Source organism: [Clostridium] celerecrescens 18A, assembly GCF_002797975.1.
In the GTDB taxonomy this organism is placed as follows: Bacteria; Bacillota; Clostridia; order Lachnospirales; family Lachnospiraceae; genus Lacrimispora; species Lacrimispora celerecrescens.
The window spans coordinates 726,726-742,065 of the sequence record NZ_PGET01000001.1 but is presented as its reverse complement, the minus strand read 5'-3'; the positions used below and the strand labels follow the sequence as shown (position 1 = coordinate 742,065).

The following is a 15,340-nucleotide window of genomic DNA, read 5'->3' as shown; positions in this document are numbered from 1 at the left end:
GAAATAACAGCCTCCTGTTAATTGTGCCAGTTCAGGGAATACCGCGTTTCTCTCCTCTTCAGAGATTTGCTGCAGGGCAAAATCCCGGAAACCCGGTGTATCAATCCAAAAGGTTCCTTTAAGGCCAACCTCCAATACGCTGGTATGAGTGCTTGTCATCGGACAACGGGAATCACTCCCATGTATGAGCGTTGTTTTTCCGCAGGATCTGTCACCAACGACAACCACAGTCTTTCCCTCAACTGTTTTAAATAGTTCTTCCTGCCGCTCACGAGCGGAGCCTGCAAATACAAAGTCGGCAGTGTTTTTATAAAGTTCCAGTTTGGCTTCTAACAGAGCCTGAGCGCTTTCCCCGATCAAATCCCATTTACTGATAAATATGCCTACTTGAATTTGTGCGCGTCTGGCAGCAATGATTGCCGATTCCAGGTACCCAGCCTGATGGAGCAGGTAATCCGCAGTCACAAATGCCAATAGACACTGAACATTCGCTGCTACCAGTACCTTCTCCTCTGGAGAACGGCGATTTCCCCGGTATAAGGCAGTTTTTCTTGGGAGTACATGAATTAGTTTATATTGACCGTTTCCGGCATTTTCTGCTTCAACCTCATCACCAACAACCAGGGAATTCTTATTTGAGATCAAAGAACCGGGAAGCAGGCAAGAATAGACTTCACCTTTTGATAATACTTTCACTTGTTTATTCATGATATTTATAACCGTGGCCTGAAAAGCTTCCGTATTTATATCTTTTTTGATTTTAATTCCTTTTTTCTTATTCACCTATATTTCCTCCTGATCAGGAACAAGCGTTGTGGCTGCGCTTGCTCTTTTCATTAAATATTATAGGTTCTGTTTCCATATAGCGGCAACCGATTTCACGTTTCAGAAGCAAAGAAGCACCATGCAGTTTCATGGCGCTTCTTTGTTTAATGATTCTTCAGTTTTAATTTCGCAATTATTTTCTGTATACTTTTTGGCGATAGATAGTAAGTCTCCGAAAGATGGTCTATTGGTATTCCTTTTGTATATTTTTCATAGATCTCCATGTTTCTGAAATGAATCATCTCTTTGCTTCTGGTATTCTCTCCCCATGCTTTGCGATTGATTTCTTTTCTTGGAACGTAAATATATTCACCATCAATATAATCTTGTATTAAGTCTATGATTTCTTTTGGCAGCACATCGGCTGCTTTGATATAGCTCATTATGCTCCTCCCAATCTGTGTTTTCAGGAATGGGCAAAGGCTATACAAGTATCAACTTTCTGATGCCATGCAATAGCCCTTGCTATGCATAGCGAACCGGGCTAAATATCATAAAATGCTTCCTCCCTTCTTAAAGGCTATTTATAAGCAGTACAATTTTCTGATTCAAGCGGCTTCCATACCATCGTGAGCTCGCGTTCTTTTGTTTCCTCCTCGATCTGTTCCGTCGAAACCGCAAAGCCTTCTTTCAGATAGAACGCTGCTGCCCTTTCATTTCGTTTATAAACATTTAAAAGAAGTTTGTTATGCCTCTCTTTGGCATAACCAAGCAGTTCTCTTCCAATTCCTTTGGATTGATATTCTGCATCAACAAAAATCCCTTCAATGTAATCCCCGTTCAGTCCAAGGAATCCTTGGATCCGATCATTGGAATCATACACATACACAGTTGCCTGGGGCAGAACTTTTTCCACTGCTACATAGTGTTTTAACCAATAACTGCTGTCAATAAAATGATGCGCCTTGATATTCGTATCAAGCCATATCTTCATAATTTGTTCCATATCGGTTTCTTTCAATTCTCTTATCATAATTAAATATACTTTCTCCTTTTGAGCGAAATGATTTATTTCCATTATGTGATATTCTGAACAATAAAAAAACAGATAACTCTGTCACTTAGAGCCATCTGCTTACTTATCCCACACTAGCGTAAATAACACGCTTTACTGGTTCCCACGGAATTGCGGCAGTCTCCTGGCAAACTTCCATTTAAGTTCACCCGATCCATTGCCTGCGCAAATAAAACCTATAATTTTTCAATCAAATTACAGGCAGCCTGAGCTTCATATATCCGCAAAATAAGTACAACAAAAAACCCCTCGTGATATGAGAGCTAAATTTTATTGTTCATTATCTTAGCGAATAGACGACATCAAGCCACCTCCCTTTGTATCATTAGAATTATCATAACGAATTTTTCCAAACTTTGCAAGATGTTTTTTGTGCTTAGCTGTTTTTCTATTGTTTTAATCATTTTTTGCATGCATTGAACCAAAGTATTTGATATTTCCGGCTCTATTTATGAGAATCAAGAACAAACAAGGATGCATCTTGCCCCATGAATATTTTACTTCCTGAATATATTGTTTTAGATTGAATACCCTTGTACCCTATTTTTGTCATGACGTCCGTTAATTCTGCCTGCTCAAAACCATTATGAACCATATCTGAGGCAATTTTTTCATTTTTATCAAAGTCTACAATTAATAAATGCCCATTCTCTTCTAAAGTCTCATATAATCTTGATAAAACTAATTCAAAGTCTTTGATATGGAGTAACACCTGAACCATAAAAATATAGTCAGCATGTAAATCTGAAAGGCTGTCTTTTTCAAAGTCAAAACATAATGTAGCTGCATTCTGAATATTAGAGTTTGAAATTTTTTGCTCTATTTGATGAATCATGTTTTGCGATGTGTCCAGAAAAAGCATAGAATTAAAATCGTTTCGCAAATTCATTCCAACTAGGCCGGTTCCACACCCAAAATCAATGGCATTCTTACTTTTCGCATCAACCACGTATTCACGAATGGCATCAGATGATACCTTTGCAATCTGGATTCTTTCTGGAGTGTCGTATCTATCAGCTATTATTTCAAACTTATCCGTATTCCCCATTCTTGCATCTCCTAACCATCTTATTAATAATCTGATATGAGCCAGCCTTATCTCCAGCCATCTTTAATGACTGACTGCGGCAGCTTTATGGCGGACAATCGTGAGCTATTTATCAGACAGCAAGGCCCTCGGCCCAACTGACAGCTTTCAGCAAATTTTCCTCTAAGCTTTTCTTTGGTTCTACATAATCTATTTCTCCGATGAATTCATTCCCAGAAAGCTCTTTCTTTAGTTTTGTAAAGCACTTTTGGGCTCCGCCTCCTGCATGGCTGGCAAACATCGCAATCCGTTTGCCCTGGATCTTGTATTGACTGATAAAGCTTTTCATAGGCGGTGTAAATGACCCGGCCCAAATGGGTGTTCCAATGATAATCGTGTCATACTGATCTAAGTCAACGAGTTCGTTTGTTAACCTTGGCATCTCACCAAAAATGACACTCTTTCCTCCCCAAAAGTATTTCCGGAATCCTTCTGTGGGATAGTTCTTGCTTGTTTTTAACTCCGTGATGTCAGCGTCTATCGTTTCTGCAATCTTTTCTGCAATGAATTTCGTACTGCCAGTAAACGAAAAATATACAACCAGAGTGCTCATAGCGAATCTCCTCATATAATAAGTTTATAGCCGGAAAAATGGGTTATAGGCTTATTCTTTTTGTGGTATCGATGATATTTTATGAGAGATCTCTCTCTTCTTAACTCATCAATACAATTAATGGTTACATCATAAATTAATTATTCAGTTAATTATCATCTTCTTTCTCTATAATAATTTTCTTTGCCTCAACAGCCCAATCCCTCATTGCAGAATAAACATAAACGCCGCAAAGTGCGGTCAGCTGACTGTAGGAGCAGTCAATATCTTTCTCTTTAAACTGCCCGCAAAGCTCGATATAGCCGTTCATCTCTTTCACCAGCTTATCATTCCTTCTGATAAAATTGTCCAGATGACCAAGCAGCACCTCCGGCTCCGTGTTCTCGCCAAAGGAAACTTTAAGCAATAGTTCGTACCTGATTCTCTCGATTTCCGGCTCCTCTCTAAGCCAATCTGAGAGCTCTTTTCTGCCTGCGTCAGTGATATTGTATACGATCTGTCCCCGCCCATTCCCAGACTGCCTATTATTTGAGGTGACGGCAAGCCCCTCAGCCACCATTTTCTTAAGAGTCGGATAGATCTGACCATAACTTTCCTGCCAGAAATGGCTGTATTCATTCTCTATCCATTTTTTTATGGTATAACCTGTCTGCGGCATGCGGGCGAGCATTCCCAGTATTACATATTTCGATTTTCCTGTATTTTCTTTCATCTATGCACCTTTTGTTCGCTCTATATATCATTATGATATATCATTATAATATGCCTTGTCAAGCTTTCTGATTGCAAATCTTACAAATTATTTTACGGGCCGTCATTCTGAGAATATTGCTGCTCTATATGGCAATAAAAAACTATGCTTTTCAACTTTTTGAAAAACACAGCTTTTGGGATTTCATCTCCGAAATAATTAAGCCCGATAATGTAAGTACAATCCCGAATACAGCAATACCTGTAATCGTTTCACGAAGTACAATCACGGAGGTAATAACGGTTATTACTGGAACCATGTAAATATAAACACTGGTTTTTATTGCGCCCAGTATTTTAACCGAAGTATTCCACGTCACAAAGCAAAGAGCAGATGCTCCCAATCCTAAGAACAAAATGTTAAACAGAATAACCGGCTGCATCAATTGATTGATCTTTGGCTCAAACCCAAATATGAATAATGCAGGTACCATGAACACCAGCCCATAAAAAAAGATTCTGCGTGTCGCTTGGATCGTGTTGTAATGAAAACCGCTGATTCTCTTTGTCAGGACAGAATAGGCTGCCCATACCACAGCGGCCAGTACAGCTAATATATCTCCCAATGGATTCAATTTTAAATTATTGCTTCCGTTAAAGCTTAAGAGAAAAATTCCCATAACTGCAACAGCAAAACCTATGAAAAATTGCAGTCTTAATTTTTCTCTATCTAAAAACAGATGTGCAAAAATGGCAGTAAAAAATGGTGCAATCGAAATAATGACCCCAACATTGGATGCAAAGGTGTAAGTCAGAGCAATGTTTTCAAATAAATAGTATAGTGTGACTCCACACAAGCCAGCCGCAGCAAAATACAGCTCCTGTTTTCTATCCTTGACTTTGAGCCTATGAGGGCAAAACACAAGCAGCACAATAAATCCTATCGTAAATCTTATAAACAGTATTTCAATTGGAGAAATCGCTTTTAAAAGTATTTTGGTTGATATGAAAGTCGTACCCCAAATAAATATTGTCACAAATGCAAACAGATGTCCTTGTATATCCTTTTTTCTGTCCATATAAACCCTTTCGTTATTAATAATCAGCTTTGTTTCTTTATAAAAATCTTCATATACTGTTTTGGTGTCAGTCCTATGAACTTCTTAAAAAAGTTGGAGAAATGACTTTGGTCGGCAAACCCTGTCTGCAATGCTGCTTCTATTGGAGGTATACCTTGTTCCAGCATTTTCTTTGCTTTATTGATCCGTATCGTTTCCAGATAGCTGTAAGGAGATATACCTTTTTGCCTGGTGAAAGAGCGAAGCAGATAATATTTACTTAACCCGGTCAGCTTGCTGAGGTCAGCCAGTGTAATGTTCTCCATGTAATGTGCCTCTAAGAATTCACAGATTGCTTTCACTTCCATACTTTGCTCTGCACGGGCTGCCGGAACCTGCTGTTCTGTATATTCTTCCATTAATTGCTCTAAAAGGAAGAAGTAGATTTCCTCCTTTCTAAAAGCCCTATCTTCCTCTATAATCATTTGATGCAACTCTCGGAGTACAGCAACCAATTCACTGTGAAAAATAACTTGAGGTGTAAAATAAGGTAAATATTCATTTCCTGTTATTTCTAAGACAGCATTGCTCATATTTTCCGGTTGGATATTGATACAGCGATAATCCAGTGTTTTACCATCAATTTGTTCACAAGCATGATTGTCATGTGGATTAAACAGTAATAAATCACCCGGTTCTATGGTATATTCCTTGTTTTTGCAGGACAAAAGCCGCTGACCTTTTTCAATAAAACCAATCACATAATACTCATGGAAATGATTGGGAAATTTCTGCATGATCCCTTGAAAATGATAAGCTTCCACGTTTAATTCGGTATCATATTTTACAGTTCTTATCTCTTGTTTCATTTACAAGCCCCCTTTCCCGATTATCTGATATCCAGTGTACCACAAGAGATAATGGAATGCTTGTATGATATTGCCCTTAAGTTAAATTGGAGGTCTTCCGCAGTAGGTGACGCTAAGCTTATAAGACGTCCCCGCATATTTAGCGAAAAAGCCCACCTGCTTTCCAGCAGGTAGGCTTTCCATCTTTCGGACATGATATAAAATTATTTGCAGAATATCTCTACCGCGTCACGCAGAAACGCTGCACAGCCGGGCGCTATTTTATCGTAATAAGCAGTAAAACGTGGATCTTCCACATACATCTGCGTCACGCCTTTATGTGCTTCTTTGCTGTAATCGTTCCAATAAAAGCAGAGCCATTTTTTATGCAGCTCACAGGCTTTTTGCGCCAGTTCACTGGCTGGGTCTCCTTGCTCATAGGCCGCTTTTAATGTTTCGTTCAACTCTTCCGTCAGCCTTTCCAATTCAGTGAATTGTTCCTTGCTCATATTTAAAACCTTGGTGTTAGAGCGGTTTATGCGCTCATCCCCGTATTTTTTCCGGACTTCCTCTCCATATTGACGCTCGTTTTGGTCCACCAGCTTTTGAAGAAAGCCTTCAAACTTCTCCTGGTCACTCATTATCATTTCTCCTTTCATGGTCTTAATGGTCTTTTCGACATTGGCGACCAGCAAATTCAATTGTGCTCGCCTGGCAAGCAGGGCAGTCAAATGGCTCTCCAACGCCGATAGTCCGTCAAAGTCATTTGAAGCAAGAATATTTCGGATTTCTTCCAGCGATACGCCCAGTTCACGGTAAAAAAGGATTTGCTGCAGCCGATCGATCTCCTTTTGTCCGTAAACCCGGTATCCATTGGAACTGACCCGGGCGGGTGAAAGCAATCCCAACTCATCGTAGTACCTCAGTGTTCTTGTACTGACCCCCGCCAATTTCGCCAGCTTGTTGATGGTGTATTCCATCTTTTCACCCCCTTGCAAAGACCACTATAAACTATTACGCAGCGTTAATGTCAACCGTTTTATGAAAGATTTATCCTAAATATGGAACCTACTCTGTCCTTGATATCAAAATACCCAGAATCCATCATGATGGTAGGATTGACCTTTAAAGCATTTGGTTTACCATTTTCCAGACATTCCTCATTCGCATATGCCGCAACAATTTCCCCAAGAAACATTGTAAAATCAAAAATTGGAATTGTCTGAATTACTTTGCAAAGATAATTAACCGGGCACTCTTCTATCATGGGTGCATTACCTGCATCATCGTAAAATGACTCAAAAACGTTTGATTTATCTGTTTTATTTCCCGTTGCAGTCCCGCAATAATCCGTTTTTTCTATATCCTCGGAAGAGGGAATGTTTACAGAGAAGTATCCGTTTTCTATAACTCCGGCTGTTGTGTAATGGGTATTTTTCAGAGAAATATAAAGTACAGGCTTTTGACTTACAACCCCATACGCTCCAATGGTGGCATAATTGGGCTTTCCCTTTACAGAAGCCCCTGCTAAAACAGTAACATACGGTCCAAAAGGGATATTTGCTATCTTTGTCTTTGTCATTTTTATTCTCCTATCAATCGGTTATATTTGTCGCGACAGTGAAAATTATATAATAAAATTTCATAAAGATATAGACTTTTTCTTTATGATCGATTATCATATAGATAGAGTGCGCCCCATGGGGTGGCTCTTTTTATTATACCCTCAAAGGGGAACCCATACATCTGTCAGATATTGTTGACAAAGTAAGTTAAGTACTATAAAATAAAAACATAAAATTTAAAAGAAAAGGTGATGGAAGTCCGGCATATCTGATGCCACATAAACGATGGCATGGATATCACTGGAAAAGAGCAGATAAAATCAATTCAATAGGTTTAAGAGCAAGCTGTTAACACAGTTTAGTTTTTATGCCTGATGTTTGATTTTATTTTACTCTTAACTTCTATTTTATCTTAGGAAGATTAGTCGTAGAGTAAAATCTACGGCTTTTTCTTTTGTTCATTTTGAAAGGAGAAAACATGATGTTTAAAAGCTTAATACCATTGTTAGAAAGACCGCCACTGTACACGAAAACAACAGTTCCATTTTGGGATGATGAGCATATATCCAAGCAAATGCTCAAAGCCCATCTGGATCCTGGCTTTGAAGGTGCAAGCAGAAAGTTAGCGTTTATAGATAAATCTGCCACCTGGATAAAAGAGATTGCACCACCATCAAAGTACAGGCAACTTCTTGACATTGGCTGCGGGCCAGGAATATATGCGGAAAGATATGCACAAATGGGCTATCAGGTAACGGGAATTGATTTTTCCAAACGGTCTATAAACTATGCCATAGAGTCTGCGAAAAAAAGAAATTTAGATATTCAATACTTGTATCAGAATTATTTAACTATGGATTTGAATCGTAATTATGATTTTTCAACAATGATCTATTGTGACTACGGTGCGCTTTCAACAGCAGACAGGCAAATGGTAATGACTGCGGTATACCGTCATCTAAAGCCTGGGGGAAGGTTCTTATTGGATGTTTTTTCAATGGCTAAGTATAAGGATTTTGAAGAAAAACAAACATGGGAAATTTGTCAGGATGGGGGGTTTTGGCACAAAGAGAACTATATTGCATTTAACGGATGCTATCGGTATCCAGAGAATGCAACATTAGAACAAACTTCTATTGTTTTTGATACAGGGGCTATCTCTTACTATTTATGGAATACCTGTTTTACCAAAGAAATGCTGATGAAAGAAGCAGCCGATGCGGGTTTTAAGGTATGCGAAGTATTTGGAGATGTTGCAGGCAGCACTTATCGTACAGATAGCATAACGATTTCTATACTGCTGGAAAAATAAATGGAACGGTATCTCATCATTGCACCCTGCCGAATTAAAAACTGTAATCCGGCAGGGTGGTTTATGAATGGCGGTTTGAAGACAACCGCCATATCTATGCATCTTTTTGCTTACGGTAAAATATTCCCGGCGCTAAGGTAAATCCCGTACCATTCCTCCCGGGTCAGCTTAATATCGGCAGCCTTGGTACAATCCTTCAGACGCTCCACATTCATGGTCCCGGTCACAGGCTGCATATTGGCCGGATGGCGCAGCAGCCATGCCATGGCGATGGTCGTGTTGCTGACCTCATATTTAGCAGAAATTTCATCAATCTTGGCATTGAGCTTTGGAAACTTATCATTGCCAAGGAATACACCCTCAAAAAATCCGTACTGGAAGGGAGACCATGGCTGAATGGTGATGTCATTTAAGCGGCAGAAATCTATTACGCTGCCATCCCGGTTCACTGCCTGATCATCCAGCATATTGACATGAATCCCCTGAGAGATCATATTTGCGTTTGTAATGCTTAACTGCAGCTGGTTTGCAATAATCGGCTGTTTAACAAACTTCTTCAGCAGCTGGATCTGCATGGGGTTTTGGTTGGAAACTCCAAAGTTACGTACCTTACCAGTACTTTGCAGGATGTCAAATGCCTCGGCTACCTCCTCTGGCTCTACCAGAGCATCCGGGCGATGGAGCAGCAATACATCCAGATAATCCGTTCTCAGCCTTTTTAAACTGCCGTCTACTGCTTCTAAAATATGTTTTTTTGAGAAATCGAACGCAATACCTGGACGGATTCCGCATTTTGACTGCAGGAACATCTTTTCACGCACAGTTGCGTTCATATGTGCCGCTTCTGCAAATATCTCCTCACACACGCCGCCGCCATAGATATCCGCATGATCAAAAAAATTCGTGCCTAAATCCAGTGCTGCCTGTACGAAATGCTCTGCTTCGGACTTATCCAGTTTATTGATACGCATGCAGCCGACTGCAATCACCGGTACCTGCAAATTCCCTAACTTAACTGTTCTCATGACATGAAACCTCCTTAACAAAATTAAACTGTTCTCTAATTTCAGACTTTTTTTATTGAGCCAGCTTATAAATCTCAAGCACATCCTGCCAGTACAGCTTCTTTAAGCCGCCAATTGGCCCCTCATTTCCAAATGCAGCACCTGTCGCTTTTTTAGCCATTATTTCAAGCTGGCTTGCGTCTATGCCAAGTTCTCCAAGAGTAGCCGGAAGTCCCATCTTGTTAAAAAATTCACGCAGACGTAAAATCGCTTCCTGTATTATTGCGTCCGGATCGCGATAGCTGCCCTTCACACCCATGACATTAACCGCAAACTGTACGAACATATTTACATTATCCTTGTATACATACTGCATCCATGCAGGAGTCAGTACCGCCAGACCTGCTCCGTGCGCCACATCGTAGATGGCACTGAGTTCATGCTCCATGCCATGGCAGGCCCAGTCCTGTTCACGTCCCATACCCACTAAACCGTTATGGGCAACTGTACCTCCAAAACCCACCTCGCACCAGGCATCGTAATTCCCTGGATTCTCAAGGACAAGCGGAGCATTCTTTATGATGGTCTTTAAGACTGTTTCGCACAAACCGTCCGTCAGATCGGTATGTGTGGTGTTGGTAAAGTAACGTTCAAAGACATGGCTCATCATGTCAGCCACACCGTTGGCGATCTGATTCTTTGGCAAGGTGTAGAACAATTCCGGATTCATGACGCTGAGCAAGGGACGCAGGTGGGGACTGCCATAACCGTATTTTAGCTGCTTTTCCTCATTGGTGATAACTGTGTCGCCGCTTGCTTCGCTTCCTGCAGCAGGAATGGTAAGAATTGTGGCTACAGGCAGCGCCTTTTGGATTGCTTTGCCTTGTTCATAAATCTCCCACACATCACCATCATAATATACACCCATTGCAATGGCCTTGGCAGAATCAATGGCGCTTCCGCCGCCAACCGCTAAGATTAAATCCACCTTTTCTTCTTTGCATAAGGCAATTCCTTCATGTACCAGGGAAAGACGGGGATTTGGAACAACGCCCCCCAGTTCCACATATGAGAGCCCACTCTCATTCAGTGAAGTGATCACCGTGTCATATAATCCGCTCTTTTTTATGCTGCCTCCGCCGTAATGCAGCAGAACCTTGGTTGCATGAGGTTTTAAAAGAGCACCAATCTGTTTCTCCATATCTTTTCCAAATAGTATACGAGCCGGTGAATAGAAATCAAAATTAAGCATTATTTTTACCCTTTCTTTTGGTTATATCTGGTTTATTATATGTTTTACCATGTGATTGTATCAGGATCTGCAGAATATCCACAGCAGCCTTTCAAGTCGGCAATTATCTGCACATCCTCAGGGGAAAGCTGGAAATCAAATACATCAGCATTTTCCAGGATACGTTCGGGCGTTATGGATTTTGGCAGAGGCAGATATCCGCGTTCCAGGCTCCAACGCACGCAAATCTGGGCAATGGACTTTCCATACTTTTGTGCCAGTGACTGCATCTGCGGAACTTCAAAAATCCTACCTACGCCAAGGGGGCTATATGCCTCCAGAAGAATCGAATGCTTCCTGCAATAATCTACCACGTTATCCTGTGTATCACCGGGGCAAAGCCGGATCTGATTGACCATTGGCTGGATCGTTGCCGTCTGCATAAGCGCCTCAAGATGATGCGGATGGAAATTGCTGACTCCTATCCCGCGAATGCTTCCGGCTTTGTGAAGCTCTTCGAACGCTTTCCAAGTGCCGGCATTGGCTTCCTGCCACTGATCGCGGTACTTGACTGGATTAGGCCAGTGTATCAGATAAAGATCCAGATAATCCATATCAAGATTTTTCATCGTCTGTTGAAAGGCTTCCATGGTATTTTCATATCCATGCATATCATTTTGAAGTTTGCTGGTAATAAAAATTTCCTCGCGGGCAATACCACTTTCCTTTACAGCTATGCCGACGCTTTCCTCATTCCCATAACCTGCTGCGGTATCAATATGACGATAACCGCATTTTAAAGCTTCTTTCACCGATGTGATGGCCATATCTCCGTTTTGTGCCTGCCATGTGCCGAAGCCAATACATGGGATTTTTACACCGCCTGAAAGTTCATAACAATCTGTTAATGTTTTCACTATATTTTCCCCCAATCTGCAATTTGACAAACTGTTATTTTGATTGTATATTGGTATCATAAACCTTAATCTTAACTCTAAGTCAATATCAAATTGCAAAATTATTAAAGTGAAAGGGCTATCTATATGGGTTATACAATCAAACAGGTATCGGAACGTACAAACCTAAGCGCACACGTACTGCGTTACTATGAAAAAGAAGGTCTTTTGTTCAATATAAACAGAAGCAAAAGCGGCATCCGTAATTATACCGAAGATGATTTAGAATGGCTGGGACTGATCTGCTGTCTCAAGAACACGGGCATGTCCCTGAAACAAATCAAGGAATTTGTAGAATTAAGTGCAGAAGGCAGAGAGACACTCAAACAGCGGTGCGATATATTGATCGAACATAAGAAGAACGTGGAAGCTCAGATTCAGGAGATGAACAAGCATCTTGAAAAGGTATCTCATAAAATCAACCATTATACAAAGCAGTATAATGAGTACAACCATGGTGGATCCCATCAAAACTAGGTGCAGCAGTTCCATGATAATGGGATAACGGGAACGTGGTCGATGTGGTTTCATTGGTGAGCCGTTTGATCGAAAGGTCGCCGGCTCCAACATATTGGCAATCACCATTACCAAAGACACACTCAAACCGGCCTTCCCTGCAATGATTGATTTCAAATACATCTGATTCTCTTTTACACGTACTGAAAGTATCCTTTTAACAATTTCATTGCATGATCGATCTCTTTCTTTGTAGTATACCTGCCTACACTAAAACGTACAGCCCCCAATGCAATTTCTTCTTCAACACCCATCGCCGCCAAAACCGGGGAAATAGTCTTCGAGCCAGAGTGGCAGGCGGAACCGGTAGAAGCACATAGTTCAGGAAGCGCCGCCAATATATGAGCACCAATTTTTCCTACAAAACTAATATTAAGAGTATTGGGCAGACGGTGAACTGCATCACCATTTAAGTGAATATTACTACCGAATTCCTCCACTAGTTTACTATAAAAATAATCTCTTATTGGCATCAAATCATTTTGATCCAAATGGTTTCCTGCCTGTTCCGCTGCTTCTCCCAAAGCTACAATATAAGGCACATTTTCCGTACCGGCACGCCTGCCCTCCTCCTGGCTTGCACCATGCAGAAATGATTCCATTACAACTCCATCACGAATAAACAATGCACCAATTCCTTTAGGAGCATAGAGCTTATGACCGGCAAGAGTCAGAAAATCCACTGGTAACCGGGAAACGTTAATATCCACTTTTCCAATGGACTGAGATGCATCTGTGTGAAACAAAACGCCTCGTTCCCTGCAAATTTCCCCCAACTCTCTAATTGGCTGCAAAGTACCCACCTCATTATTGGAATGCATAATACTAACCAAAATCGTTTCCTCACAGATGGCATTTCTTAAATCCTGAGGATTCACAGCGCCTTGCCTGTTTACTGGAAGATAGGTGACTTTATAACCATTTTTCTTTAAAAATGAGAGTGGTTCCATGATGGAAGGGTGCTCGATACAAGAAGTAATAATATGCTTTCCCTTGTTCCTATAAGTGTAGGCAACTCCCTTGATTACGGCATTATTGGATTCACTGCCGCAGCTTGTGAATAAAATCTCGCTGCTTTTGGCACCTAGCAATTCTGAGACCTGTTTTCTGGCATTCTCAACTGCACCTTTTGCAAGCTTTCCCAATTCATAACTGTTGGATGGATTTCCAAACTCTGACTCCAGATAGGGAAGCATGGCATGATATACCTTTTTGTCGATAGGGGTAGTGGCATTATAATCTAGATAGATCATAAATTATCCTCCTTACACTGATAATATTGAGCATTCAACGAGAACCAATATAGAACATGTTATATGTTAATTTTCTTGTTGTACTCTTTGCTGTTTTAATTATGATAAAAAATTATCTTATAAACAATATAAAGCAATTATTCGGCATGCTATTTCATTACATGCTAAGTTTGATAGCAAAATACTTTCTAAAGACAGTTTATAATCGCATTTAAATAAATATAGCATATATTAATATAAGCGTAAACACCATATTACGCACATTCCTATTAATAAAATTTCATATAAGGAGTGATATATAAATGTATGATATGACAAACTGCCGGCATGGATATGCCGTTTACTCTATGACAAATAACGCTGACGAAAATGAAATAATAGCGATACGCCAGAAATCAAACGATGATTTTACATTTATAAAGGCTTACAGGACAGGCGGTCAAGGCACCGGAAATCCCATTGTTGATCCTCTTAGTTCACAGGGATCAATTGTAATATCTGATGACGGACATTTCCTTTTCGCCGTGAACGCTGGCAGCAACAATATCTCCAGCTTTAAAATTACCAAATCGGGAACCTTGATTCTTGCAGATGTGAGTCCGTCCGGCGGTTTCCTTCCAATAAGCATGACAACTCACCGCAATCTTCTCTATGTGGCAAATGCAGGCAATGGAAGCAGTATTGCATCCAATGTTACCGGTTTTCATATAGACAAAAACGGCATGCTTACCGAAATCATAGGCTCTGCTAAACCATTAAGTTCAGTAAATGCCAAACCAACCTGCATTGTCATCAATTATAATGGCAAAAAAATAGCTGTTTCCGAGCAGAACACAAACCTAATCAGTGTATTTACCGTTCAACAGGATGGATCCCTCAATGGCCCTATTGTCAGCAATTCCAGCGGTCCCGGACCTTTTGGCTCTGTCTTCTTAACAAATGAAATCTTGCTGGTTACGGAAGTTGGAATAAATGCATTATCTTCCTACAAAATTAATCATGACGGAACACTTTCAGTCATTAGTCCATCTGTATTGAATTTTCAATCAGCTACCTGTTGGGTCTCCCTATCTGAAAACGGACATTTTGCCTATACTTCCAATGCTGGCGGCCACACAATAACGACATATGAAGTTGAACGTAACGGACGTCTTGACGTTTCTAATATTATCTATAGTACGAATGATGGATCTGGTTCACCAATTGACAGCGGTATTTGTTCTAATAACTTGTATGTACTCAACGGAAATGAGGGCTCCATCAGTGTTTTCTTTACTGACCGGAATGGCAGACTAATCCGGACGGAGGTTATCCGCGATACACAGTTACCGATTATAGGTTCACAAGGTCTGGCAATCCTATGCTCGCCAAATAGATATTAAATAATCACTTATTAATCATTTTAATCTCAATTTGCCTGATATCAT

Annotated in this window: 16 protein-coding genes and 1 pseudogene; 3 read left to right on the top strand and 14 right to left on the bottom strand. The window is 40.4% G+C overall.

Annotated elements, in window-relative coordinates:
* Nucleotides 1-84: 84 nt before the first annotated feature.
* The 10 genes and pseudogenes from rsgA to H171_RS03490 all read right to left on the bottom strand — a co-directional run.
* Nucleotides 85-708 (bottom strand): annotated as a pseudogene (gene rsgA / locus H171_RS24855) (GTPase RsgA); the annotation flags it as partial.
* A 221-nt stretch (nucleotides 709-929) separates the two neighbouring features.
* Complete coding sequence (locus H171_RS03530) at nucleotides 930-1,208, bottom strand: CD3324 family protein (protein WP_100303912.1); 279 nt, start codon at nucleotides 1,206-1,208, stop codon at nucleotides 930-932.
* Between the two features lie 137 nt (nucleotides 1,209-1,345).
* Complete coding sequence (locus tag H171_RS03525) at nucleotides 1,346-1,798, bottom strand: GNAT family N-acetyltransferase (RefSeq protein WP_100303911.1); 453 nt, start codon at nucleotides 1,796-1,798, stop codon at nucleotides 1,346-1,348.
* Nucleotides 1,799-2,285: 487 nt separating this feature from the next.
* Nucleotides 2,286-2,888 carry a class I SAM-dependent methyltransferase gene (locus H171_RS03520; RefSeq protein WP_100303910.1) on the bottom strand — a complete coding sequence of 201 codons (603 nt, stop codon included), beginning with the start codon at nucleotides 2,886-2,888 and terminating at the stop codon, nucleotides 2,286-2,288.
* Nucleotides 2,889-3,000: 112 nt separating this feature from the next.
* A complete protein-coding gene (locus H171_RS03515) occupies nucleotides 3,001-3,480 on the bottom strand; it encodes a flavodoxin family protein (protein ID WP_100303909.1) in 480 nt (159 codons plus the stop codon).
* A 148-nt stretch (nucleotides 3,481-3,628) separates the two neighbouring features.
* On the bottom strand, nucleotides 3,629-4,192 hold the full coding sequence (locus H171_RS03510) for a PadR family transcriptional regulator (protein WP_100303908.1): 564 nt from the start codon (nucleotides 4,190-4,192) through the stop codon (nucleotides 3,629-3,631).
* 151 nt (nucleotides 4,193-4,343) lie between these two features.
* Nucleotides 4,344-5,249: a DMT family transporter gene (locus tag H171_RS03505; protein ID WP_100303907.1), complete on the bottom strand. Its 906-nt coding sequence runs from the start codon at nucleotides 5,247-5,249 to the stop codon at nucleotides 4,344-4,346.
* 23 nt (nucleotides 5,250-5,272) lie between these two features.
* Nucleotides 5,273-6,097 carry an AraC family transcriptional regulator gene (locus H171_RS03500; protein ID WP_100303906.1) on the bottom strand — a complete coding sequence of 275 codons (825 nt, stop codon included), beginning with the start codon at nucleotides 6,095-6,097 and terminating at the stop codon, nucleotides 5,273-5,275.
* 203 nt (nucleotides 6,098-6,300) lie between these two features.
* Nucleotides 6,301-7,056 (bottom strand): MerR family transcriptional regulator, encoded by a 756-nt coding sequence (locus H171_RS03495; RefSeq protein ID WP_100303905.1) that lies wholly within the window; start codon nucleotides 7,054-7,056, stop codon nucleotides 6,301-6,303.
* A gap of 59 nt (nucleotides 7,057-7,115) precedes the next feature.
* Nucleotides 7,116-7,658 carry a flavin reductase family protein gene (locus tag H171_RS03490; RefSeq protein ID WP_100303904.1) on the bottom strand — a complete coding sequence of 181 codons (543 nt, stop codon included), beginning with the start codon at nucleotides 7,656-7,658 and terminating at the stop codon, nucleotides 7,116-7,118.
* A gap of 461 nt (nucleotides 7,659-8,119) precedes the next feature.
* On the opposite strand from H171_RS03490, the gene H171_RS03485 reads away from it, so the two are divergent.
* Complete coding sequence (locus H171_RS03485) at nucleotides 8,120-8,953, top strand: class I SAM-dependent methyltransferase (protein ID WP_330404153.1); 834 nt, start codon at nucleotides 8,120-8,122, stop codon at nucleotides 8,951-8,953.
* Between the two features lie 110 nt (nucleotides 8,954-9,063).
* Here the strand turns inward: H171_RS03485 and H171_RS03480 are convergent, their stop codons facing one another.
* From H171_RS03480 to H171_RS03470, 3 genes are read right to left on the bottom strand one after another with little or no spacing between them, the layout of a single operon-like run.
* Nucleotides 9,064-9,978: an aldo/keto reductase gene (locus H171_RS03480; RefSeq protein ID WP_100303902.1), complete on the bottom strand. Its 915-nt coding sequence runs from the start codon at nucleotides 9,976-9,978 to the stop codon at nucleotides 9,064-9,066.
* 52 nt (nucleotides 9,979-10,030) lie between these two features.
* Entirely contained in the window at nucleotides 10,031-11,209 is a 1,179-nt protein-coding gene (locus tag H171_RS03475) for an iron-containing alcohol dehydrogenase (protein WP_100303901.1), read from the bottom strand.
* Between the two features lie 44 nt (nucleotides 11,210-11,253).
* Nucleotides 11,254-12,105: an aldo/keto reductase gene (locus tag H171_RS03470; protein ID WP_100303900.1), complete on the bottom strand. Its 852-nt coding sequence runs from the start codon at nucleotides 12,103-12,105 to the stop codon at nucleotides 11,254-11,256.
* A gap of 126 nt (nucleotides 12,106-12,231) precedes the next feature.
* On the opposite strand from H171_RS03470, the gene H171_RS03465 reads away from it, so the two are divergent.
* Nucleotides 12,232-12,621, top strand: coding sequence for a MerR family transcriptional regulator (locus H171_RS03465; RefSeq protein ID WP_100303899.1), 390 nt, complete (start codon nucleotides 12,232-12,234; stop codon nucleotides 12,619-12,621).
* A 173-nt stretch (nucleotides 12,622-12,794) separates the two neighbouring features.
* On the opposite strand, the gene H171_RS03455 is transcribed toward H171_RS03465, so the two are convergent.
* A complete protein-coding gene (locus tag H171_RS03455; RefSeq protein ID WP_100303898.1) occupies nucleotides 12,795-13,913 on the bottom strand; it encodes a cysteine desulfurase family protein in 1,119 nt (372 codons plus the stop codon).
* Between the two features lie 302 nt (nucleotides 13,914-14,215).
* Between H171_RS03455 and H171_RS03450 the strand changes: the two genes are divergently transcribed.
* Nucleotides 14,216-15,295: a lactonase family protein gene (locus H171_RS03450; RefSeq protein WP_100303897.1), complete on the top strand. Its 1,080-nt coding sequence runs from the start codon at nucleotides 14,216-14,218 to the stop codon at nucleotides 15,293-15,295.
* Nucleotides 15,296-15,340: the final 45 nt, after the last annotated feature.